Annotated in this window: 21 protein-coding genes; 13 read left to right on the top strand and 8 right to left on the bottom strand. The window is 31.9% G+C overall.

Translation table 11 applies throughout. From position 1 onward, the window contains the following. The 3 genes from RMN92_RS14075 to RMN92_RS14065 form a co-directional block, all read left to right on the top strand. The coding region (locus RMN92_RS14075; RefSeq protein ID WP_309610075.1) for a GH3 auxin-responsive promoter family protein at nucleotides 1–1,026 on the top strand (1,026 nt) is incomplete at its 5' end. A 190-nt stretch (nucleotides 1,027–1,216) separates the two neighbouring features. Next, entirely contained in the window at nucleotides 1,217–2,794 is a 1,578-nt protein-coding gene (locus tag RMN92_RS14070) for an OmpA family protein (protein ID WP_309610074.1), read from the top strand. Nucleotides 2,795–2,936: 142 nt separating this feature from the next. Then, complete coding sequence (locus RMN92_RS14065; protein ID WP_309610073.1) at nucleotides 2,937–5,135, top strand: outer membrane beta-barrel family protein; 2,199 nt, start codon at nucleotides 2,937–2,939, stop codon at nucleotides 5,133–5,135. A gap of 533 nt (nucleotides 5,136–5,668) precedes the next feature. Here the strand turns inward: RMN92_RS14065 and clpX are convergent. The 6 genes from clpX to RMN92_RS14035 all read right to left on the bottom strand — a co-directional run bounded on the left by clpX (nucleotide 5,669) and on the right by RMN92_RS14035 (nucleotide 11,488). Continuing rightward, nucleotides 5,669–6,901, bottom strand: a complete 1,233-nt coding sequence (clpX, locus tag RMN92_RS14060; RefSeq protein ID WP_309610072.1) for an ATP-dependent Clp protease ATP-binding subunit ClpX — start codon at nucleotides 6,899–6,901, stop codon at nucleotides 5,669–5,671. A gap of 82 nt (nucleotides 6,902–6,983) precedes the next feature. Beyond that, the gene (gene clpP / locus RMN92_RS14055; protein WP_309610071.1) at nucleotides 6,984–7,658 is read right to left on the bottom strand and encodes an ATP-dependent Clp endopeptidase proteolytic subunit ClpP; all 675 of its coding nucleotides are present in this window, start codon (nucleotides 7,656–7,658) and stop codon (nucleotides 6,984–6,986) included. Nucleotides 7,659–7,932: 274 nt separating this feature from the next. After that, the gene (locus RMN92_RS14050; protein WP_309610070.1) at nucleotides 7,933–9,258 is read right to left on the bottom strand and encodes a trigger factor; all 1,326 of its coding nucleotides are present in this window, start codon (nucleotides 9,256–9,258) and stop codon (nucleotides 7,933–7,935) included. An 83-nt stretch (nucleotides 9,259–9,341) separates the two neighbouring features. Next, on the bottom strand, nucleotides 9,342–9,686 hold the full coding sequence (locus RMN92_RS14045) for a phage holin family protein (protein WP_309610069.1): 345 nt from the start codon (nucleotides 9,684–9,686) through the stop codon (nucleotides 9,342–9,344). An 18-nt stretch (nucleotides 9,687–9,704) separates the two neighbouring features. Further along, complete coding sequence (locus tag RMN92_RS14040; RefSeq protein ID WP_309610068.1) at nucleotides 9,705–10,469, bottom strand: alpha/beta fold hydrolase; 765 nt, start codon at nucleotides 10,467–10,469, stop codon at nucleotides 9,705–9,707. 290 nt (nucleotides 10,470–10,759) lie between these two features. Then, the gene (locus RMN92_RS14035; RefSeq protein WP_309610067.1) at nucleotides 10,760–11,488 is read right to left on the bottom strand and encodes a pyridoxine 5'-phosphate synthase; all 729 of its coding nucleotides are present in this window, start codon (nucleotides 11,486–11,488) and stop codon (nucleotides 10,760–10,762) included. Nucleotides 11,489–11,582: 94 nt separating this feature from the next. On the opposite strand from RMN92_RS14035, the gene RMN92_RS14030 reads away from it, so the two are divergent. The 8 genes from RMN92_RS14030 (at nucleotide 11,583) to murI (ending at nucleotide 19,890) form a co-directional block, all read left to right on the top strand. Then, a complete protein-coding gene (locus RMN92_RS14030; RefSeq protein ID WP_309610066.1) occupies nucleotides 11,583–12,242 on the top strand; it encodes an acetoin utilization protein acuB in 660 nt (219 codons plus the stop codon). Nucleotides 12,243–12,336: 94 nt separating this feature from the next. After that, on the top strand, nucleotides 12,337–13,221 hold the full coding sequence (locus RMN92_RS14025; RefSeq protein WP_309610065.1) for an NAD kinase: 885 nt from the start codon (nucleotides 12,337–12,339) through the stop codon (nucleotides 13,219–13,221). Nucleotides 13,222–13,353: 132 nt separating this feature from the next. Then, nucleotides 13,354–14,037: a DUF6089 family protein gene (locus RMN92_RS14020; protein ID WP_309610064.1), complete on the top strand. Its 684-nt coding sequence runs from the start codon at nucleotides 13,354–13,356 to the stop codon at nucleotides 14,035–14,037. Nucleotides 14,038–14,043: 6 nt separating this feature from the next. After that, entirely contained in the window at nucleotides 14,044–14,784 is a 741-nt protein-coding gene (locus RMN92_RS14015; protein ID WP_309610063.1) for an isoprenyl transferase, read from the top strand. Then, a complete protein-coding gene (bamA, locus tag RMN92_RS14010; protein ID WP_309610062.1) occupies nucleotides 14,717–17,452 on the top strand; it encodes an outer membrane protein assembly factor BamA in 2,736 nt (911 codons plus the stop codon). The genes RMN92_RS14015 and bamA overlap by 68 nt, the downstream gene beginning before the upstream one ends. Nucleotides 17,453–17,492: 40 nt before the next feature. Next, nucleotides 17,493–18,518, top strand: coding sequence for an OmpH family outer membrane protein (locus tag RMN92_RS14005; RefSeq protein ID WP_309610061.1), 1,026 nt, complete (start codon nucleotides 17,493–17,495; stop codon nucleotides 18,516–18,518). Nucleotides 18,519–18,547: 29 nt separating this feature from the next. Further along, the gene (locus RMN92_RS14000; RefSeq protein ID WP_309610060.1) at nucleotides 18,548–19,045 is read left to right on the top strand and encodes an OmpH family outer membrane protein; all 498 of its coding nucleotides are present in this window, start codon (nucleotides 18,548–18,550) and stop codon (nucleotides 19,043–19,045) included. A gap of 65 nt (nucleotides 19,046–19,110) precedes the next feature. Beyond that, nucleotides 19,111–19,890, top strand: coding sequence for a glutamate racemase (gene murI / locus RMN92_RS13995; RefSeq protein ID WP_309610076.1), 780 nt, complete (start codon nucleotides 19,111–19,113; stop codon nucleotides 19,888–19,890). 7 nt (nucleotides 19,891–19,897) lie between these two features. On the opposite strand, the gene RMN92_RS13990 is transcribed toward murI, so the two are convergent. Then, nucleotides 19,898–20,410: a gamma carbonic anhydrase family protein gene (locus RMN92_RS13990; protein WP_309610059.1), complete on the bottom strand. Its 513-nt coding sequence runs from the start codon at nucleotides 20,408–20,410 to the stop codon at nucleotides 19,898–19,900. A gap of 58 nt (nucleotides 20,411–20,468) precedes the next feature. Beyond that, nucleotides 20,469–21,467, bottom strand: a complete 999-nt coding sequence (locus RMN92_RS13985; protein ID WP_309610058.1) for a type IX secretion system membrane protein PorP/SprF — start codon at nucleotides 21,465–21,467, stop codon at nucleotides 20,469–20,471. Nucleotides 21,468–21,679: 212 nt separating this feature from the next. On the opposite strand from RMN92_RS13985, the gene RMN92_RS13980 reads away from it, so the two are divergent. Both RMN92_RS13980 and RMN92_RS13975 read left to right on the top strand, forming a co-directional pair. Next, on the top strand, nucleotides 21,680–22,576 hold the full coding sequence (locus RMN92_RS13980; protein ID WP_309610057.1) for a NifU N-terminal domain-containing protein: 897 nt from the start codon (nucleotides 21,680–21,682) through the stop codon (nucleotides 22,574–22,576). A gap of 62 nt (nucleotides 22,577–22,638) precedes the next feature. Continuing rightward, nucleotides 22,639–22,839: a dodecin family protein gene (locus RMN92_RS13975; RefSeq protein ID WP_309610056.1), complete on the top strand. Its 201-nt coding sequence runs from the start codon at nucleotides 22,639–22,641 to the stop codon at nucleotides 22,837–22,839. Nucleotides 22,840–23,025 lie beyond the last annotated feature (186 nt).

Raw genomic sequence — 23,025 nt, 5'->3', positions numbered from 1 at the left:
TTGTCTGCCATATTGATTGATAATTTGCCTTTTTGGGCAGAATTTAGCAGTACACCAAGCAACAAAACATCGTTAATGAGCGAATGGGAAACCAAAATTCTCGCCATAGTCAATGAAACCAAAGTTGAAAATGTAACAAGTTTTGCTGGTGTTCCGTCATGGATGTTGGTGCTTTTGAACAAAATATTGGACGAAACTCAAAGTAAAAGTTTATTTGAAGTTTGGCCAAATCTTGAAGTTTATTTTCATGGTGGTGTAAGTTTTGATCCTTACAGGGAACAATACAAAAAAATATTACCAAATTCAGATTTTAAATATTATGAAATTTACAATGCGTCTGAAGGTTTTTTTGCCATTCAAGATTTGAATAATTCTAATGATTTATTGTTGATGCTCGACTACGGAATTTTTTACGAATTTATTCCTATGGATGTTTTTGGCACCAATAATGAAAAAGCCATTCGACTTTCTGATGTTCAATTGAATAAAAATTATGCCATAGTGATAACCACAAATTCTGGATTATGGCGTTATTTAATTGGCGATACAGTACGTTTTACATCTATAAATCCATACAGAATTCGCGTTACAGGCAGGACAAAACACCACATTAATGTATTTGGAGAAGAACTGATGGTTGAAAATACCGATATGGCTATTGCCAAAGCCTGCCATTTTACACAAACTGAAGTCGTTGATTATACTGTCGCGCCAGTATTTATGGAAGGTAAAGAAAAAGGGGCTCACGAATGGATTATAGAGTTTAGAAAGGATCCAGAAAATATAGATGCATTTACAAAAATTCTTGATGATAATATCCAAATGCTAAATTCCGATTATGAGGCAAAAAGATACAATAATATGACACTTAATTCATTAAGTATAAATGTGGCTCGAAAAAATTTGTTTTACGATTGGTTAAAAAAAGAAGACAAGTTGGGTGGGCAGCATAAAATTCCAAGATTGTCAAACAGTAGAGATTATTTAGAGCAATTACTTAGTTTGCAAAATAACAATCAAATTTAAACTTATTGTGATATAATAGAAATTTTCTATTACGGTTTTTCCATAATCATCGTTAAAATCATTGATAAAGTATTCAATTTTATTAAAAAAACGCTACTCAACGAGTTTTCTTGCTATTCATCAGAATTTTTAGTTAAAATACATTGTAAATCATAGTTTTACGTTTCAGAAATCACATAAAATTAAAGAAATGTATAAAATTACTAAGAATTTGTTTTTGACTTCAATATTTTGCTTCATCAATTTGGCAACTGTAGCTCAAGATTCTTTTATAAATAGTGATGAGTCTACAACTTCCAGACGTGATTTAAATTTTGCTATTTCAAACGATATATATACAATAGTTCCTACGGGTATAAACAGCAGACTATCTGACGTAGGTTCTGCTTTTTTTATGGATAAATATATTATGTATTCTTCCAGAAGAACTGGTGCTATTGGTGGTGGTAAAGATGAAAACACGAATAATCCTTACAACAGTTTGTATTGTGTTAATATGGATAAAAATGGAAATTTATCTAAACCGTACTTTTTTGCTTCTATTTTAGATTCTAAAGGTAATGAAGGTGGTTTGACTTTTTCACCAGATCAAAAGAAAATTTATTATACAAAAAGTACCGATACTAATTCAAAAAATTACCAATTATACAAATCAAAATTTGATGAAGAGTGTAAATGCAAATGGATAGAAGAATTGCCAGCTAGTTTTAATGATGCAACATATTCAATAGAAAATCCAACGATTTCATCAGACGGAACAAAAATGTATTTTTCATCAAACATGCCAGGAGGCTACGGCGGTTATGATATATATGTTGCAGAAATAGATAAGGATGGAATGCCTGTGAATCCAAAAAATTTGGGCATCAACATCAATACTTTAAACGATGAAAAATTCCCATACATATCGCCAACCAATGAAATTTATTTTTCTTCAAACGGGCACAGTGGTTTTGGTGGATTGGATCTTTTTGTAACAAAAATTAAAAGATATGGCTACTCGAACCCATTGAATTTAGGTAAAACCATCAATTCTGAAGCTGATGATATATCGTATATTTTGGCTTCAAAAACCAAAGGATACGTAACCTCAAATAGAGCTGGAACACTAGGTTCTTTTGATATTTTTAGGTTTGATGTTCAAAAAGCACCATCAATTATAAAAGGAACAGCTACAGAAAAAAACAGCAAAATTTTGTTGCCAAATACGACAGTTAACTTATTGGATGAATACGACAAAAAGGTTGCGGTTCAAACTACAAAAGAAAACGGATCATTTAGTTTTGATGTGAATCCTTTGGAAAGCTATTCAATTGTGGCCAATAAAGATGGTTATTTGGATTTCAAATTGCCAGAAATTTCTTCTGCCTCAAATGCGGCGGTTGTATTGGAAATGATTCAGAAAAAAGCTGTAATAACTGAAACCGCTTTAATAATAGAAAATATTTATTTTGACTACAACAAAGCATCTTTGAAAAAAGAATCGACTTTGTCTCTTAATAAAATCTATGATGTTTTGGTGGCCAGACCAGAAATGAAAATTACAATAAACGCGTACACTGATGCAAGAGGTTCCGATAAATATAATTTAATATTATCAGAAAAAAGAGCTTTTGAAGCCACACAATATTTAATAAAAAGAGGTATTGACAAAGACCGTGTTGAAGGAAAAGGATATGGAGAAAGCAAACCTTTATTTGACTGTAAATCAAATTGTACAGAAGATCAATATATTGCAGAGCGAAGAGTGGAATTTACAATAAAATAATCGCTCAATTGGGTTAATATTAATTCATTTTATTGAAAAATCCTGTTTCATTTTCGAATGAGACAGGATTTTTTTTTAATTTTTTTGTAACATTTTTTATTCTTTTTTGTCTTACAAATAATCAATCATCAAATTAATTAGTATGAAATCAATTATTTTAACCATTATGGTTTTTGTGTCAGTTTTATCAACTGCACAAGAAAAGGAAAAATTAGACTCTATTCCAAAAAAAGAGAAAACAAACGAACTACAAGAAGTGGCAGTATATGGCAACAGAAAACAATTTATAAAAGTAGACAGCGATAAAACCACCGTAAACATAAAAGACAATCCAATGCTTAGTACTGGAAATGCTTATGAAGCTGTCAAAAAATTGCCAGGAATTATTTCCTCTCCAACTGGAAGTTTATCTTTGAACGGAAAAGGCGTAACGATTTTTATTGATGGCGCACCGAGCACATTGAGTGGCACAGATTTGGAAAATTACTTGTCAAGTTTGCCTGCAAATGCTATAGAAAAAGTAGAGCTTATTTACAATCCTGGCGCCGCCTTTGATGCCAATGCGAGCGGTTCAGTTATTAATATTATAACAAGTTCAAAACGATTAAAAGGAATTAATGCAAGTGCCAACATTAATTATAATTTCAATAAATATCAAAAACCTAGTCCGCAAATATTGCTTAACGGAAAAGAAAATAGCTTTTCCTGGCAAACCATGTTGGGCTACAATTATATTGATAGCGAAGAAAAGTCAATAAATAATCAAACTTTTACTTCATTTAATCCGCAGAAATCTTTAAACCAAGAAAATTTTAATACGGATACCAATAGGAATTTATATTTTAGAGTAGGAACCAATTTCAAACTCAGTAAGATTTCAAATTTGTTGTTCAATTACAATTTAAATGCCGAAAATGATAGAAGCATTTACAATTCTAAAATTGGCGGAGATATAAGTAATTATTTTACTTCTGGAATATCAAAAACAAAAAGCACCAACAACGAGATAAGCTTACAGTACAAAACCAAATTAGACACATTGGGTAAAACACTGGATGTGGTTGCTTTTACCAATATTTTTGAAAGAAATCCCAAAAATATATCCTCTGGAACTGGAAATACATTCAACAATAGCAATATCGATTTCGCTCTGCTCAATACTTATTTAAAATATGATTTCGCCATTCCGTTCAAAAAATTAGATTTGTCTTTGAGTACAGGAGGAAAATACAATACGTTGAAAGTGGATAACAATGGTCTGTATATCTCGGATATTTCACCCAACAATTTCACAAAATTTGATTACTCCGAAAATAATTTGGCTTTCTACGCAGAACTTCGTAAAAAAATAAAAAAATTCAATTTTACGGCCGGTCTTCGTTTTGAGGATTTTAGAGTCAATAGAAATGCTACGCAGATAGAAAATTCAGTTACTCAAACTAGCAATATCAAATACAACAATACCAATTTTTTCCCGAATATAAGTGCGCTTTATGAATTGGTCGAAAAAGTAAATGTTAGTGCATCATATTCAAAAAAAATTGAACAGCCAAACTACAATTCTATCGATCCAAACAATCGTACCAATGTGAATCAATACAACGCATCTACCGGAAATATTGAACTCAAACCCACCTATTTTGATAATTATGAATTCAAAATTTCGGCTCTAGATTTTGTACAATTGGGTGCCAATTATACAGTAGGCAAGGATGATACCCGTTTTATTTTCAACGCAAACCCAAATGAACTTGTGAGCAATCAAACGACACAAGCTTTTGATAAAATAAAAACATTTAGCGCTTTTTTCTCATTTCCAGTTCCTTTAGATTATTTTTTTAAAGGGAAAGTTGAGTTTCAAAAAAGGATGAATACTATCGATAAAATGAACTATATATTCCTGAATATCAACTATGTAAAATCTAATATTGAAGGTTTTGTTTTGCCTTATGGAAACAAAGCCATAACCAATTATAGTGCGCAATCTCAATTTATATTGCCATGGAATATCACCAATACGATGACCTATTTTATATTGCCAAAGGGAACATGGGAAATTTATGGAATCGAAAAACCAATCCAGCAATTTGACATTTCGTTCAATAGAGATTTTATGAACAAAAAACTAAAAGTTGGTTTACATGCTTTTGATGTTTTTAACGCAAATGAAATCAATGCGCTTATTTCTGGAGACAATTTAGATACTAGATTTTTTCAAAAACGCGATTCCAGAAATTTTAGAATATCTCTAACTTATAATTTTGGGAATTTAAAACTTGAAAAGGAAAACACCAAAATTGATGTTGAAAAAGTAAAAAGTGGCGGCGGAATGATGAAGTAATGAACGAAGTTTGATTTTTATTTGGAGCACAACATTTACGTTTCCTTTCAACAGTATTCCCGCTTTCCACTGCAATCTGTCATTGCGAGGCACGAAGCAATCACATAATAAGATGGCGCCCGTGACTCGCAATAACAGGATTTTCGTTGCAATCGGGGCTATGATTCAAACCTTTTGTTTCTTTCATAACTTTTATAATATGAGATAATAGAGTATTATTGGAGAACTCCTATTGCCAATTGTTCACAATTGATTAAATGAATCTTTAGTTGGCAATTTTTATATAGTTAAATTATTAAGATATTGTCACACTGAGCTTGTCGAAGTGCCTTATAATTGGTATTTTCTTCTTTCATCAGCTCAAGGTAAGTTCAGCCTGACATTTTGGTTTCATTAGTTTTTTTTAAATAGAAAGTCAATTTTTTAATCGAATACAGCACTTCGACAAGCTCAGTGTGACAGCATAGTATATAATTGGCTGTAAAAATATAATAATAAAAAAATCCCGATTTTAAAATCGGGATTTTCTATTTTTAAGAAGCAATTTCCAATCGTTTCAATAAATTTTTTGTCAATGCTTCTTGCACATAATCTTCATCAATGTGCAATTCTTTTTCATCAGAACTTGGCAAATCGTACATGGCATCGGTCAAAATGGCTTCGCACAACGATCGTAATCCTCTGGCTCCAAGTTTGTATTCCAATGCTTTGTCAACTATATAATCCAATGCTTTGTTGTCAATCGTAAAAACTACATCATCCATTAGAAATAACTTCTGATATTGTTTGATAAGCGCATTTTTAGGTTCTGTTAAAATAGAACGAAGCGTATCTCTATCCAATGGATCCATATGAGTAAGTACTGGCAATCGACCAATAATTTCTGGAATTAATCCAAAATCTTTCACATCTTTTGGAATAATATATTGTAATAAATTTTCTTTGTCAATATTGTCGACATTTCTGGAAGTACTGTAGCCCATAGCTTGACGATTCAATCTTTTGGAAATAATTCGTTCAATACCATCGAAAGCACCACCAGCAATAAACAAAATATCTTTGGTGTTTACCTCTACAAATTTTTGATCTGGATGTTTGCGACCTCCTTTTGGTGGCACGTTCACAACCGTTCCTTCCAACAATTTAAGCAAAGCTTGTTGCACACCTTCCCCAGAAACATCTCTAGTGATAGATGGATTGTCACTTTTACGCGCAATCTTGTCAATTTCATCAATGAAAACAATTCCTCTTTCTGCTTTTGTTAAATCGTAATCGGCTGCTTGTAGCAAACGTGTTAAAATGCTCTCCACATCTTCTCCTACATAGCCAGCTTCCGTTAAAACAGTAGCATCGACAATAGCCAATGGTACATCGAGCATTCTGGCAATGGTTTTGGCAACCAGTGTTTTTCCAGTTCCCGTTTGACCTACCATGATAATGTTGCTTTTTTCAATTTCTACATCATCATTGGTTTGCTGTTGCATCAAACGTTTGTAGTGGTTGTAAACTGCCACAGACATTACCTTTTTGGTTTGGTCTTGACCAATAACATATTGATCTAAGAAAGCACGAATTTGTTTTGGTTTTTGTAAAACCAAATCGGTGGCAACTTTTGGTTTGCCATTTGTTTTCAATTCTTCAACTACAATGCCATGGGCTTGCTCAATACATTTATCACAAATATGAGTATTGATACCTGCAATAAGTAAATTGGTTTCGGATTTTTTTCTTCCGCAGAAAGAGCATTCTAATATTTCTTTTGCCATTATTTTTTAAGTAACAAAGTTGCAAAGTTGCAAAGTTGCAAAGTTATAATACTTTGCAACTTTGATGCTTTGAAACTTTTTTTTAACTTCTTCTCAAAACTTCATCAATCATTCCGTATTCCTTGGCTTCGTCTGCAATCATCCAATAATCACGTTCTGAATCTTTGTGAACTCTGTCGAAAGTTTGCCCTGAATGTTGGGATATTATTTTATATAGTTCATCTTTCAGTTTTAGCATTTCACGTAAGTTGATTTCCATATCTGTGGCAACACCTTGCGCGCCACCAGATGGTTGGTGAATCATGACTCTTGAATGTGGTAAAGCCGAACGTTTTCCAGCTGCTCCAGCGCACAATAAAACAGCACCCATTGATGCGGCCATTCCTGTACAAATTGTAGCAACATCTGGTTTGATGTATTGCATGGTATCATAAATTCCCAATCCTGCATAAACGCTTCCGCCTGGCGAGTTTAGGTAAATTTGAATGTCTTTTGAAGCATCTGCACTTTCTAGAAACAACAATTGTGCTTGCACAATATTGGCTATTTGATCGTCGATTCCTGTGCCAAGAAATATAATCCTGTCCATCATTAATCTTGAAAAAACATCTAGTTGAGATACATTCAACTGGCGCTCTTCTATAATATAAGGTGTCATATTTGTAGGTGTCATAGCGCCTACAATTTTATCGTAATACATTGCATTTACACCTTGGTGTTTTGTTGCAAATTTTTTAAATTCTTTACCGTAGTTCATTGTAGATTTAAGATTTAAGATATCAGATTTAAGATATCAGATTTACTAATAAATAAAAATTTTAATCTATGCGTATTTTAGCCCAGATAGCAGTGAAAAGCTTTTTGTGGTTTAAGACTATTTTTTGTAGCTTAAAAAAAGCGACCAATCCCGATAGCTATCGGGACTTTTTTGTGCTTACAAAAAAAGGAGTAAACCATAAAACTTGAAACGAATAGCTGGATTGGCTTCAAATAAAAATTCTTATATCAAAGATACTAAAAATATTCAGAAATTATTCGCCATACATTGCGGCTACAAATTGGTCATAGGTAACTTCTTTTGTAGTTGGGTTTGCTTTTTGTTTGATTAACTCGAAAACCTTGTCCTTCATGACTTCTTGCGACAATCTTTTTACTTCTTCTTGGTTTGACAAAACACGTGCCACAATACCTTCTACTTCTTCGGGAGTTGGATTTGCCTGACCAAATTGTGCCATTTGCTGACGAATCGAGCGAGTTGTAAATGATTTTAAATCTTCGAAATTAATTTTTATATCGCTTTGAGCCAAGGCTCGACCTTCAATCATTTGAAAACGCAATCCTTTTTCGGATTTTGCATATTCTGCTTCTGCTTCTGCTGGAGATAATTTTTTTTCGCCAACCGTTTGCAACCATTTTTTTAAAAATGCATCTGGCAAATCGAATTTTGTATTTTCGATTAAGGCGTTTATCACGTCATCCATTAATTTTTGCTCTGCTTGTTCAGCAAATTGAGCTTCTGCATCTTCTTTTATTTTTGATTTCAATTCGGATAACGAAGCTACATTTCCTTCTCCAAAAAGTTTGTCGAATAATTCTTGATTCAATTCTGCAGGTTTTGTTTCATTGATGCTTTCGATGGTGAAATCTACATCGACCTCAAGACCGTGAACATCATCATGGTTTACTTTTAAGAAATCCATCAGTTGATGATCGTCTTCAAAAAGACCTTTTGTATTTACTGTTACCACATCGCCAACTTTTTTGCCAATGAATTTTTGGGCAGTTGCTTTTTCTTTGAATATATCTAGTGTGATGGTGATTTGATTGTCAATTCCTTTCTCTTGGTTTGAAAAAGTTCCTTTTACATCTGAATTTTCAGCAACAATTTCTTGTGAAACTGGTGTTCCAAATTGTTTTTGAATTCTGGTTATTTGACCATCGATCATTTTATCATCGGCAGTAACAATATATTTTACTACATTGGTTGGAGCGTCTAAATCCAGCTCAAAATTTGGAGCCAAACCAATTTCGAATTGAAATGTAAGTTCTTCCATTTCCCAATTAAAAATTTCTTTTTCTACAGCAAGTGGCGTTCCAAGAAGGTTTAATCTTTCTGTTTGGATAAAACGCTCTAAAGCTAAATCTACTACTTTTTTAACTTCCTCTTGTTTGATTCCGCGACCATATTGTTTTTCGACCAAATCTTTTGGCACAGCGCCTTTACGGAAACCTTTTACGGTTGCCAAAGGCATTTTTTCGTTGATGCGTTTTGCTACTTGACCTTTGTAGTCTGTTTGAAAAATTGATATTTCTATAATTTCCGTTACATTGTTTATTGCTATTCTTCTAATATCCATTTCAGCTTAAATTTACATAATAAAATTGGGTTGCAAAATTATAAAATTTTAGCAACCCAAACAACTTTTTAACGTATTGAATTTTATTTATCGTCTTTTATTAAACTGTACAATACAGATTGTGAAAGCGACAATAAAATACTAAATAATAAGGCTGTCCAAAATGAACTTATGGTGAAACCATCCAGCCATTTATCGCACAACAAAACCATGGCTGCATTGATAACCAATAAGAATAAACCCAGTGTAAAAACTGTAATTGGAAAAGTAAAAAACACTAAAACTGGCTTTAAAAAAGTATTTAATAATCCTAAAATAACAGCAACCTTTATAGCTGTTGTAATATTATCAACTATAACGCCACCCATAAAATAGGATAGTATGACAACAATGATTGTAGTAATTAATAATCTTATTAATAATTTCATAATGTTCAAAATTTTAAGTTATTGTTTTAAAAATGCTATTGTTTTTTCAAAAAAAGCGGTTGGATTTTCGGCATGAAGCCAATGACCAGCATTTGCAATTGTAGCTATTTCAGCTTTTGGGAAATGATGCATTATGGCTTCAAAATCGGAGTCTAATATATAATCTGATTTTTCGCCACGTAAAAATAAGGTATTTTTTTCAAAATGATTATTAAGCGGCAATGCTTCACCTATTTTATCAATTTTTTCATTAAAAACCTTTAAATTAAATCGAAAAGCCAATTGTCCTGGTTCTTTCCAATACAAATTTTTAAGTAAAAATTGTCTGGTTCCAAAATCTGAAATATATTCTGAAACAATATTTTCAACATCGGCTCGTGAGGGTTTTTTTGAAAAATCGACAGCATTTAAAGCTTTCAAAATGGTTTGATGGTGTTGCGGATAAAACTTAGGTCCGATATCGGCAACAATTAATTTACGAATCAACTCTGGATATTTTGTAGCCAAAAGCATGACTACTTTGCCACCCATGGAATGCCCTATAATATCAATAGATTTTAATTGATGAAACTGGCAATAGTCAACGACATCTTGCACCAAAATTTCGTAACTAAAATCGTCAGAATGGAAACTTTTGCCATGGTTTCGCAAATCGAGCGTATGTACTTGAAAACCTTTCGTTGCGTATTGCGCTGAAAGGGTTTTCCAATTGTCGGACATTCCTAAAAATCCATGGAGAATTAAAAGTGATTGACCTTGACCTTCTATTTTTGAGTATAACATATTTTATTTTTCGATACGAATTAGCACAATTTATTTTCAACACAAATTTCACAAATTTTCACAAATTAAATTATTTATAAAACGTAAGTAATTGTATTCTGAAATTTCTTTTTATTGGTATCAAATGAGCTTAAAGGTATACATATTAGCTTTTTAAAATTTCAACACAAATTTCACAAATTTTTTCGAAATAATTTGTGAAAATTTGTGAAATTTGTGTTGAATTATGTGTTTTTACATAGCATAATTTTTGTCAGCAAAACCAAACTATTCAAATCTAAAAAAGTAGTTTACTTTAATTTTTGCAAATACATATTAACCACATTGTCCAATCCTAAATATAACGATTCAGAAATAAGTGCGTGTCCAATCGAAACTTCCAATAAATTTGGAATATTTTGGTTGAAAAACTGAATATTATCCAAACTCAAATCATGACCTGCATTTACTCCGATTCCTAATTGGTTAGCTAAAATAGCAGCATTTGTATATGGCAAAATAGCATTTTTGTTTCCTAAACCATATTGGTGCGCAAAAGTTTCAGTATACAATTCAATTCTATCTGTTGCTATTATTTTCGCACCTTCAATCATTTCTAGAATTGGATCTACAAATACTGAAACTCGGATGTTATTTCTCTGAAATTCCTGAATTACTTCAGTTAAAAAATCTTTATTTTTTAGTGTGTCCCAACCAGCATTTGAGGTTAAATTGTCATTTTCATCTGGCACTAATGTTACTTGTGTCGGTTTAGTTTCTAAAACCAAATCAATAAATGCTTTTTCCTTCGGATTGCCTTCTATATTAAATTCAGTATATACAACGGATTTTAAATCGCGAGCATCTTGATAGCGAATGTGTCTTTCATCTGGGCGCGGATGTATGGTGATTCCTTGCGCGCCAAATTTTTGAATATCGGCAGCTACTTTTAATAAATCGGGAACATTTCCGCCACGAGAATTTCTTAATGTGGCAATTTTGTTAATATTTACACTTAACTTGCATTGGTTTTGAGCCATTTTGAACTTAATTTGGTTTCTTTTTTACAAAAATACAAAGTAAAATAAGCAATGTATCTTATTTTTTAATTATTTTGCAGTATAATTTAATCATATGAATATTTTATCAGACTATATAAATAACGATTATAAGCCGCTAGACATTCTGGATAATGTTGCTGTGGCACAAGATTTTTTTGTCGATGTTTCATTTTCTCATTTTCCAATCACGGAAGAAGGTGTTTTTGTGGGGAATTTATCTGGCGAAGATGTGGAAACATTCGATTCCAATAAAAAAATTCTGGATTACAAATATACTTTTGAATCTTTTTTTACACATAAGAAAGATGCATGGTTGGATGTTTTAGAAAATTTCGCCCAAAATCAAACTACCATAATGCCAGTTTTGGACGAAAACAATTCGTACCTAGGTTATTATGAAATTGCAGATGTCATTAGAATTTTTAATGAAACCAGCTTTTTGAAAGAACCTGGAAATATTATTGTGGTCGAAAAAAGTACAAATGAATATTCTTTTAGCCAGATTTCGCAAATTATTGAAGGCAACAATGGTAAGCTTTTGGGATTGTTTATTTCAGACACAACGAATAGTACAGTTCAAATAACATTGAAAATTGCGGCAGGTGTGATGAATGAAATTATCCAGACATTCCGACGCTATGAATATGATATTATTTCTGAACATCAGGATGATGGCTTTTTAAACAATTTAAAAGAACGTTCAGAATATTTGGATAGATACCTTAATATATAAAATTGTTTATCTGACTATTTGGTTATTTGTGAATTTGATAAACTAATGTACAAATAACCAAATAACCAAATATACAAATAACCAGACTATAAATATGAAAATAGCTATTTTCGGGCAGTTTTATCAAAATTCAACTTCGCCAATTATTGAGCGATTATTTCATTTTTTAAATAGTAATCATGTTGAGGTTGTTGTGGAAGAAAATTTTTTATCCATTTTACTAGAAAATAAACTCATCCAAAACAACTACAACAAATTTAGTTCTTATAAAGATTTAAATAAAACTTTCGATATGATGATTAGTGTGGGAGGCGATGGAACTTTTCTAAAAGCAGCAACACTAGTTCGAAACTCAGGTATTCCAATATTAGGAATCAATTCTGGAAGGCTAGGGTTTCTAGCAACCGTTCAACAAGAAAATATTGAAATTTTTTTGCAATTGGTGCTTGATAAAAAATATACAGTTTCGAAACGTAGTTTGTTAAGCTTGAGTTGTAGCCCAAAAATAAAAGAAATCAAAGATCTTAATTTTGCCATGAATGAAGTTACAGTAAGTAGAAAAGACACTACTTCTATGATTACCATCGAAACCTATTTGAACGGAGAATATTTAAATTCCTATTGGGCAGATGGACTTATCATTTCAACACCAACAGGATCCACAGGATATTCAATGAGTTGTGGTGGTCCAATTTTAACGCCAGACGCAAATAGTTTGGTAATAACGCCAATTGCGCCACACAATTTAAATGCACGTCCGCTCGTAATTCCGGATAATACTGAAGTAAGACTGAAAGTTTCAGGTAGAGAAGAAAATTATTTAGTATCACTCGATTCAAGAATTGCATCTGTAAAAAACGAATCGATTTTAACAATCAAAAAAACGCCTTTTAAAATAAATATGGTCGAAATTCCAGAAGAAACTTTTTTAAAAACCCTTCGAAATAAACTGCTTTGGGGCGAAGACAAGCGAAATTAATTATATTTAAATACTACAAAGCTTTATTTTTCGTTTGATAATCGAAGCCCATTATAATATTTTTTTTCGAGAATCAAATTTTCACTTTGTTAAGTGTTCAGAATTAGTATATTTGCACCCAATAAAAAAATAATGAAAAAATTAACTCACATTTCTGTCTTTTTGTTTTTATTTCAATTTGCACAAGCACAAATTCATGAAATTGGAATTTTTGCTGGAGGAAGCAATTTTATTGGCGATGTAGGGCCAACAACTTATATCTTTCCAAAGCAACCGGCTATTGGAATATTATATAAATGGAATAAAAATCCAAGATATTCTTGGCGTTTTTCTGCTATGTACTCCAAACTTAAAGCAAGAGATGCCAAATCTGATATCGAATCAAGAAAATTAAGAAATTATAATTTTTCAAACGCCGTTACAGAGCTTTCGGCAGGATTTGAATTTAATTTTTTCGATTTTAATTTGCATGAAAGCGGATTTGTAGCTACTCCTTATATAACAACAGGGATTAATTATTTTTGGTCGGATGATTTGTATGTTGCAAATAACAAATATGCGAAACGCTTGCGGACAGGTGCAGTAGCCATTCCAATAATTGCAGGTTATAAAATGAGAATTTCTCAAAATTTTGTATTAGGACTGGAAACAGGAGCACGCTACACATTTAGTGACGATATTGATGGTAGTTTTCCAAAAAACACTAACTTAGCGCCTTTTAAATTTGGCAATACAAATAGTAGAGACTGGTACGTTTTTACTGGCGCAACATTAACCTACACATTTGGCGAAAAGCCCTGTTATTGCGTAGAATAATTTACAATGAGCTTATTATCTTCAATTAACATCGAAAATTTACCCAAACATCTTGCCATTATTATGGATGGAAATGGTCGTTGGGCTAAACAACAAGGAATGATGAGGGCTTTTGGTCATGAAAACGGAACAAAATCTGTAAAAACTACTGTCGAAAACTGTGCCAAATTAGGCATTGAAAACTTGACACTTTATGCATTTTCAACAGAAAATTGGAACAGACCAAAACTAGAAGTCAATACATTAATGAAACTATTAATTAGTTCTTTAAAAAAGGAATTAGAAACATTAGTAATAAATAATATAAAGTTAAACACCATTGGTAACCTCGAAAAATTGCCTAAATCTGCTCAAAAAGAGTTGCTGGAAGTAATCGAAAAAACCAAAAATAATACAAGAATGACTCTGACTTTGGCTTTAAGCTATGGATCAAGAGAGGAAATCATAAATGCTGTTAAAAATATAGCAACTAAAGTTAAAAATAATATAATTTCAATAGATTCTATTGATGAATCAATATTAAATAAGCATCTTTACACGCATAATTTACCAGATGTAGATTTAGTAATAAGAACAAGTGGTGAACACCGCATTAGTAATTTTCTGCTTTGGCAAATAGCTTACGCAGAATTTTATTTTATTGATGTATTGTGGCCAGACTTTAGTGAAGAACATTTATATGAAGCAATCATTAGCTATCAAAAAAGAGAACGTAGATTTGGAAAAACAAGTGAACAGATTAAATAATTTATTTAATATCCCTAGCAACATTAAATTAGTGTTGTTATTTTTATTTTTAGGAAGCACATTGCAAGCGCAAGATAGAGTTCCGTTTGACCAAGGTAAAGTTTATATACTTAAAAAAATAAGCGTAACTGGCAAAATTACTTATAATGAACAAACCGTAGTTACCTTTACAGGTCTTCAAACTGGGCAAAGCGTCACCGTTCCTGGAGAAGAAATTACAAATGCCATCAAAAAACTATGGAAACTTGGTATTTTTAATGATGTCAATTTTTATGTTGATAAAATTGAAGGCGATAGCATTTCATTAGAATTAAACATCAATGAACTTCCAAAATTGAAAGAAGTAAAATTTATTGGTATTAAAAAAGGTAAAACAGAAGCTTTAATAAAGGACAATGATTTAAAACCCGAAAAAATTGTCAATGAAAACTTAATTACAACTACAAAATATTACATAGAAAATAAATACAAAAAAGATGGTTTTTACAATACAAAAGTAACCATAAATACAGTTGAAGATACTGCTACAATAAACCACGTAAATATGGTAATTAATATTGATAAAGGTAGAAAAGTAAAAGTAAAAGAAATTTTAGTCAACGGGAATACACAGCTTTCAGACAGCAAAGTTCGAAAAGCAATGAAAAACACAAAACAAAAAAATCCAATTCGTGTTTGGAAAGGATCTAAATATATTAAAGACAAATACAAAGAAGATTTGGCTTTAATTGTTGACAAATACAAAGAAAAAGGATACCGCGATGCAAGAGTAGTTTCAGACTCTGTGAAAATTAATAAAGATAGCAACGATATTTCTATAACCTTAAATATCGAAGAAGGAAATAAATATTACTTTGGAGATATCAAATTTTTAGGTAATACAATTTATACAGACCAACAATTGGGTCAGTTATTAAGCATTAAAAAAGGTGATGTTTACAACGGTAAACTTCTTGAAGAAAGAATAGCCGATAAATCAAAACCTGATGGCGATGATTTAACCAATTTATATCAAAATAACGGATATTTATTTTCTAATATAAATCCAGTAGAAGTTGGTACAGCAAACGACACCATCGACATGGAAATTCGTGTCATTGAAGGCCCATTGGCTTATTTTAACAACATTACAGTAGTTGGAAACGACAAAACCAATGACAAAGTAATTTACCGAGAGCTTAGAACCAAACCAGGCGATGTATATAGCAAAGAAACACTAATTAGAACAGTTCGTGAAATTGGTCAACTAGGATTTTTTGATCCAGAAGCTATAGATCCAAAGTTTAAAAATGTAGATCCAGCAGCTGGAACTGTAGATATAGAATACAATCTTGTTGAAAAAGGCGCCAGCCAAATTGAATTGCAAGGTGGTTATGGAGGCGGCGGTTTTATTGGAACTTTGGGACTTTCGTTTAATAATTTTTCTGTAGCCAACATTTTCAAAAAAGAAGCGTACAGACCTTTGCCAACTGGCGATGGACAAAAATTAGCGTTGCGTTTGCAAGCCAGTACCTATTTTCAGACTTATAGTTTTTCATTTTCTGAACCATGGTTTGGCGGAAAAAAACCAATACAATTTTCAAGTTCTATATCATATAGCAAACAATTTTCAAACAATTTCCAAACGGGTCAAATTGATAAAGATAGAAATTTCAATATCTTTTCAGTATCTGTAGGTTTGGCAAAAAGATTACAAAAACCAGATGACTTTTTTGTTTTGTCACACTCTTTGAGCTACCAACATTACGATTTAAATAACTACAATATTGGATTATTTACTTTTGGCGATGGAACTTCAAGAAATTTAGCCTACACGATTGGTTTGTCCAGAAATAATAAAGGGGTGAATCCAATATTTCCAACCTATGGTTCAGAATTTAGTGTTTCTGGAAAATTCACTGCTCCATATTCAGCAATAAACGGTATAAATTATGGAAATCTAGATAATTTGGAACAATACAAATTAAAATATACAGCAGAATCTGGATTGTTCACACAACCACGTGCAGATGGAAAAGTTGTAAGAGTAGGCGATTATATTAGAGAAACTGCTACAGGATCAAGAATATATGAAGCTGTTGATACTTTTTCTGAAGCATCAGCAGACAGAGGCAAAGTAGACCAAAAGAAATTCAATTGGTTGGAATACTATAAAATTAAGTTTAAAGCAGAATGGTTTACCAGTATAGTTGGAAAATTAGTATTGAGAACACAGGGAGAATTCGGATACCTTGGCGCTTACAACAAAGACAGAGGCGTTATTCCTTTTGAAAGATTTTTGCTCGGGGGCGATGGCTTAGCAGCAAACAACTTAAATAGTAGTGAAGTTATACAGTTGAGAGGATATCCAAATGGAAGTTTGTCATTGAACGGTCGTGATGGTGATCCAATTTATAATAAATTCTCATTAGAATTGCGTTATCCAATAACATTGAAACAAGCCGCGTCCATTTATGCATTAACATTTCTAGAGGGTGGTGCTTCGTTTGACAATTTTAAAAGCTATAATCCGTTTACTATAAAAAGATCAGCCGGAGTTGGATTAAGAGTATTTATGCCAGCATTTGGATTACTAGGTATAGATTTTGGTCATGGCTTTGATGCAGTTCCTGGGTCGACAGTTAAAAATGGATGGGAAACACATTTTATAATAGGTCAACAATTTTAATTATATTTGGCACGATAGTTGAACTTAACACTTCAAGTTTATGAAAAAGTTTTTTTTAAGTATAATATTTTTTGCAGCTATATTTCAAGGCAATGCACAAGCCAAAGGTGTCAAAATAGGATATATTGATATGGATTATATCCTTGAAAATGTACCAGATTACAGAGAAGCATCTGTTCAATTAGAACAAAAAGCCCAGAAATGGAAGCAAGATATTGAAGTTAAAAAAAATGAAATTATAAAGTTAAAAGATGGTCTGAAAATCGAAAAGGCTTTATTAACCAAAGAACTTGTTGATGAGCGCGACGAAGAAATAAAGTTTCTTGAAAGTGAATTATTGGATTATCAACAAAAACGTTTTGGACCAAATGGCGATTTGATGGTTCAAAAATCATCCATAATAAAACCAATTCAAGATCAGGTTTTCAATGCGGTTCAAGATATTGCCGATGCCAAAAAATATGATTTCATTTTTGATAAATCATCAGATTTGACCATGTTGTTTTCAGCAAAAAGATATGATATAAGCGATCAAGTTGTTAGAACTATAACCAGAGCAGGCAAAAAAGAAGAAATGAGTAAAAAACAACTCAAAGCTTTGGAAGAAAAAGAAGCCAAAGAAGATGTTGTAGATGAAAATCCAGTTTTAGCAGATAGAAAAAAACTATTGGATGAAAAGAAAGCTCTAGCTAGAAAAGCAATAGAAGACAGAAAAGAATTGGTAGCTCAAAAGAAAAAAGATTTTGAGGAAAAACGAAAAAAACTAATTGAAGAAGCACAAGCCAAAAAAAATGGCACAACTATTGATTCTACGAAAACAACAACTACAAATGTTGTAAATGATAAACTAGTTGATCCAAGAAAAGTAGCAACAGATTCGCTGAAATCAGTAAAAGAAAAAGAAAGATTATTATTAATTGAAAATAATAAAAAAAATCTTCAAGATAAAAAAGAAGCTGTAGCGCAGAAGAAAAAAGAATTTGAAGAGCGTAGAAAAAAATTACTAGAAGATCAAGAAGCCAAAAGGGCAGAAAAGTTAAAACAAAAAGAACAACAAAAACCTTAAATTTAATTAATACACTAATACAAAAGAAGATGAAACAGATTAAAACTTTACTTATTGCAGCAGTTATGTTTTTAGCAGCAAACGAAATGTCAGCGCAAACAAAAACAGCTCACATTGATGTTAACGATTTATTGTCAAAAATGCCAGAAATGACATCTGCAAAAGCACAGTTAGACAAGTTAAGCAAAACTTTAGACACCGAGTATTCTACAATGGTAACTGAATACCAGACCAAAATGAAAAAATACGAAGGAGAAGCTGAAAAATCTACACCAGCAATCAACGAAACCCGTGCCAAAGAAATGCAAGATATGGGACAACGTATTCAACAATTTAGAGACGGAGCAACAAAACAATTGCAAGAAAAAGAAGTTGAAATAGTAAAACCAATCATGGACAAAGCTAAAGCTGCCATCCAAAAAGTAGGTAAAGCAAAAGGATATCAATATGTGATGGATTCTGCTAGTTTAATCCTTGCTGATGGTCAAGACTTAATGGTAGACGTAAAAAAAGAATTAGGTTTCTAATATTTTTTAAACAAAATTGAAAAACTGTGCTACAAAATAGCACAGTTTTTTTTTACATTTGTATGATGGGAAATGTAAATGCAATAGGATTATTTGATTCTGGAATTGGTGGCACTTCAATTTGGAAAGCCATAAATGAATTACTTCCAAATGAAAACACCATTTACTTGGCAGATAGCAAAAATGCGCCTTATGGTTTGCGAACTAAAGAAGAAATAGTAGCATTATGTTATAAAAATGTAGATTTTCTTTTGGAACAGAATTGCAAAATTATTGTAGTAGCTTGCAATACTGCAACCACAAATGCCATAAAAGAATTGCGAGCAAAATACACTGTTCCAATTATTGGAATTGAACCTGCCATAAAAACCGCTGCCAATAGAACGGAAACCCAAACTATAGGAATTTTGGCTACGAAAGGCACACTGAACAGTGAACTATTTAACCGCCAAGTTGAAAGTTTTGCTAGTGTAAATATTATGGAACAAGTGGGCTACGGATTGGTAGAACTCATTGAAAATGGGCAAATTGAATCTCAAGAAATGACCCAATTACTTACTTCCTATCTTAAACCAATGATAGAAGCCGATATTGATTATTTGGTTTTAGGATGCAGTCATTATCCTTATTTGATTCCTGCTATTCAAAAAATTATTCCAGAAAATATTAAAATTATCGATTCTGGTGAAGCAGTTGCAAAACAAACCAAATCCATTTTAGAAAACAATAATTTGCTTAATAATAGCCATGGAAAAAGTACTCAAATTTTTTATACCAATGGAAATCTAACCGTTTTAAAAAATATTTTGGGATTTGAAGAAAATGTTTTTGGACGGGAGTTTTGAATTTTATTTATTCCTTAAACCAACCAGAATACATTACATAATTATTTGATATACGTTCTATTTCGCCAGCAAAATCACTTTGGTCTATATCTTTCACTTTTTTGGCAGGAACACCAGCATAAATTGTTCCAGATTCTACAACAGTATTTTGAGTTACAACAGCACCAGCAGCAATAATTGAGTTGCTTTCTATGACGCAGTTGTCCATGATAATAGCGCCCATTCCTATCAAAACATTGTCGTGCACAGTACAACCATGCACTATGGCTCGATGTCCAATAGAAACATTGTTTCCAATAATAGTAGGATGTTTTTGATACGTACAATGTATAATCGCACCATCTTGAATGTTGACTTTATTGCCAATTTTTATAAAATGCACATCGCCTCGAACTACAGCATTAAACCAGACACTACAATTGGAACCAAAAGAAACATCACCAACAATGGTAGCATTTTCTGCTACATAACAATCTTGTGGAATTTGTGGAGACTTACCATTTACTTCTTTAATAACCATAGCTAGAATATAAAAAATAGTCCCGAAATAATCGGGACAAATTCAAATTTATTAATTTTTAATTTACCGCTGGACAGTTGCAATCATATTTTTCTTTTTGACAACCAAAATCAAATCCTAATGTAATTTGATGATAACCGCCATTATCAAATTTCAAGTCTCCTACAATATTTGAATACGTGTAGGCAAACATAAATTTTTTATAATTGACACCAATTATCGGCGTTATAGATTGTAATCTTTGGTCTTTGATCTCTGTGCCATCCACATACTGAGCTCCATCGAAACTACTTCTATATGATAATCCAGCCCAAATTTTTCCAAAGTCAACAGATTTATATGCTTTCAAATTTACATCTATAGATTTTTCTTTCGTTCTTTCTGTCAACTGAAACAAAACGGAAGGTTCCCACAATATTTTTCTAGAATTGCCAAAAATGTACCCACCACTCAAAAGATACTTTCTTAAATTATCTGATTCTACTTCGGTATAAATTTTTCTACTTTGAAAAATAGCGTTTTTAACAGTAGCATGAAAATATATATCAGAAACATTGTAAGACATTCCAAAATCGATATTAAAGTAAGAGGCTCTCTGCAAAATTCCTGCTATAATTGGATCAAAATCATTTCTGTCAAAGCTAGTTTCATCCAATAAATTTTGAACCAATCCTACATTCACACCAAACGAAAGTTGATTCAAATCTGTAGTGGTTCTTGAAAAGCGTATGTGTTGTGCATAGCTTAATTTTGCTCCTTTTTGAGAATGATAACCATTTTTGTCATTAAAAAGAATAACTCCAACCCCAGATTTTCTTTCTTGTCCCAAAGCGCTATTAAAACTTATGGTTTGTAAAGACGGTGCATCATCTTGACCAAACCATTGTTGGCGTGCGGTCAATCTTATTTTTGAACAATTTGACGCTCCAGCCATCGATGGATGCAATAAATAATAATTATCCGACAAGTAATCCGAATACACAGCAATTCCTTCCTGAGAATAGGAGAATTGTATAATTATAAATGCAATTCCTAATAGTATTTTTTTAAAATTCATTTTATATTATCTTTTCAGTGTATTACTTTCTTATAAAAGCAATAATATTTAAACATCAATACAATTCAAAGATATAATTTTTGAATTATAAAACACAATTAACAGTTTTAATTATAGATTGCCTGAATATAAAAAGTTAAAAAAATCTTTATTTTATCAAATATACTGTAACATATAATTATTGTTTGTTAATTTTGTAAAAAATCGACAAAATGAAACTTATTACGATAAAAGATACGTCCAATCCTAGCATATTAAAATTTGAATTTTCTTATTTTATTACACCAAACCAAAGTTTTGAATATAAAAATATAGACGAAGCAACGGAATCACCATTGGCTCAACAACTATTTTACTTACCTTTCGTTAAAACAGTCTATATTTCTGGAAACTTCATTGCGATAGAAAAATACAATATTGTAGAATGGGAAGATGTAAAGCATGCCGTAGCAGAACAAATGGAGGAATATGTAAACAGTGGTGGCGAAGTAGTCAAACAAACCGAAAAGCCAAAAAAATCGCCCATATCTGTATATGCTGAAAGTACGCCAAATCCATCGGTTATGAAATTTGTAGCCAGCAAAATGCTGACTAAAACTATTGTGGAATGTAAAAATATAGACGAAACACAAGCGTCGCCTTTGGCAAAAGAATTATTCAATTTTCCTTTTGTAAAAGAAGTTTTTATTGATGAAAATTATATTTCTGTAACCAAATACGCGGTGGCCGAATGGCAAGAAATCACGACAGAAATTCGAACTTTTATCAAAGAGTTTATTGAAAACGGACATATTGTAGTCGATGAAACCAAAGTTGTAGCCACTTCCAAACAAGAAAAACAGCAAATTGCCAATTTTGAAAATCTCGATACAACCTCTCAAAAAATCATTAATATTATTGAAGAATATATCAAGCCAGCAGTCGCTGCCGATGGTGGAAATATTTTATTCGACTCCTATTCTGAGGAAAGTAAACAAGTAAAAGTGATTTTGCAAGGTGCTTGCAGTGGTTGTCCATCGTCAACATTTACGCTTAAAAATGGAATTGAAAGCATGCTAAAAGATATGTTGAACGAACCAGAATTAAAAGTAGAAGCTATAAATGCTTAAATTTTGAAATGTGCCCAAAAATTCATAAATTAGTAGATTAATTAACTAAAAAACTATAAATTATGGGAGTATTAAAAGTAATCGAAGTATTGTCAAGTTCAGAAACTTCATGGGAAGATGCCACTAGAAAAGCAGTTGAAAAAGCATCAAAATCGGTAAAACACATTCGTTCTGTATACGTTCAAGACCAAAGTGCAAAAGTAGTTGACGGGAAAGTAATGGAATTTAGAGTAAATCTAAAATTAACATTCGAATTAGAATAAATTATTTAATAAAACATGAATTGGCGTTTCACATTGGAGACGCTTTTTTTTTTGAAGATATTTCCCGCTATTCGTTACATTCTGTCTTTGCGAGGAACGAAGCAATCTTACGATTTGTTTGCTTCGTTCCTCGCAATGACAGGATTTCCACTGCTATCGGGGCTAAACTTATCTGCTATGAATCAG

The organism is Flavobacterium sp. (assembly GCF_031363805.1).
Classification (GTDB): domain Bacteria; phylum Bacteroidota; class Bacteroidia; order Flavobacteriales; family Flavobacteriaceae; genus Flavobacterium.
The sequence above is the reverse complement of the archived record's forward strand: the minus strand, read 5'-3'. Positions and strand labels throughout refer to the sequence as shown.

Excerpts from the sequence above, each read along its gene's own strand:
- RMN92_RS14035 (WP_309610067.1), bottom strand. The coding sequence starts at position 11,488 with ATGGCTCAAAACCAATGCAAGTTAAGTGTAAATATTAACAAAATTGCC.
- RMN92_RS14070 (WP_309610074.1), top strand. The coding sequence starts at position 1,217 with ATGTATAAAATTACTAAGAATTTGTTTTTGACTTCAATATTTTGCTTC.
- RMN92_RS14005 (WP_309610061.1), top strand. The coding sequence starts at position 17,493 with ATGAAAAAGTTTTTTTTAAGTATAATATTTTTTGCAGCTATATTTCAA.
- RMN92_RS13985 (WP_309610058.1), bottom strand. The coding sequence starts at position 21,467 with ATGAATTTTAAAAAAATACTATTAGGAATTGCATTTATAATTATACAA.
- RMN92_RS14020 (WP_309610064.1), top strand. The coding sequence starts at position 13,354 with ATGAAAAAATTAACTCACATTTCTGTCTTTTTGTTTTTATTTCAATTT.
- RMN92_RS14000 (WP_309610060.1), top strand. The coding sequence starts at position 18,548 with ATGAAACAGATTAAAACTTTACTTATTGCAGCAGTTATGTTTTTAGCA.
- RMN92_RS13975 (WP_309610056.1), top strand. The coding sequence starts at position 22,639 with ATGGGAGTATTAAAAGTAATCGAAGTATTGTCAAGTTCAGAAACTTCA.
- RMN92_RS13990 (WP_309610059.1), bottom strand. The coding sequence starts at position 20,410 with ATGGTTATTAAAGAAGTAAATGGTAAGTCTCCACAAATTCCACAAGAT.
- bamA (WP_309610062.1), top strand. The coding sequence starts at position 14,717 with ATGAAGCAATCATTAGCTATCAAAAAAGAGAACGTAGATTTGGAAAAA.
- clpX (WP_309610072.1), bottom strand. The coding sequence starts at position 6,901 with ATGGCAAAAGAAATATTAGAATGCTCTTTCTGCGGAAGAAAAAAATCC.
- murI (WP_309610076.1), top strand. The coding sequence starts at position 19,111 with ATGGGAAATGTAAATGCAATAGGATTATTTGATTCTGGAATTGGTGGC.
- RMN92_RS14030 (WP_309610066.1), top strand. The coding sequence starts at position 11,583 with ATGAATATTTTATCAGACTATATAAATAACGATTATAAGCCGCTAGAC.
- RMN92_RS13980 (WP_309610057.1), top strand. The coding sequence starts at position 21,680 with ATGAAACTTATTACGATAAAAGATACGTCCAATCCTAGCATATTAAAA.
- RMN92_RS14015 (WP_309610063.1), top strand. The coding sequence starts at position 14,044 with ATGAGCTTATTATCTTCAATTAACATCGAAAATTTACCCAAACATCTT.
- RMN92_RS14050 (WP_309610070.1), bottom strand. The coding sequence starts at position 9,258 with ATGGATATTAGAAGAATAGCAATAAACAATGTAACGGAAATTATAGAA.
- RMN92_RS14040 (WP_309610068.1), bottom strand. The coding sequence starts at position 10,469 with ATGTTATACTCAAAAATAGAAGGTCAAGGTCAATCACTTTTAATTCTC.
- RMN92_RS14045 (WP_309610069.1), bottom strand. The coding sequence starts at position 9,686 with ATGAAATTATTAATAAGATTATTAATTACTACAATCATTGTTGTCATA.
- clpP (WP_309610071.1), bottom strand. The coding sequence starts at position 7,658 with ATGAACTACGGTAAAGAATTTAAAAAATTTGCAACAAAACACCAAGGT.
- RMN92_RS14065 (WP_309610073.1), top strand. The coding sequence starts at position 2,937 with ATGAAATCAATTATTTTAACCATTATGGTTTTTGTGTCAGTTTTATCA.
- RMN92_RS14025 (WP_309610065.1), top strand. The coding sequence starts at position 12,337 with ATGAAAATAGCTATTTTCGGGCAGTTTTATCAAAATTCAACTTCGCCA.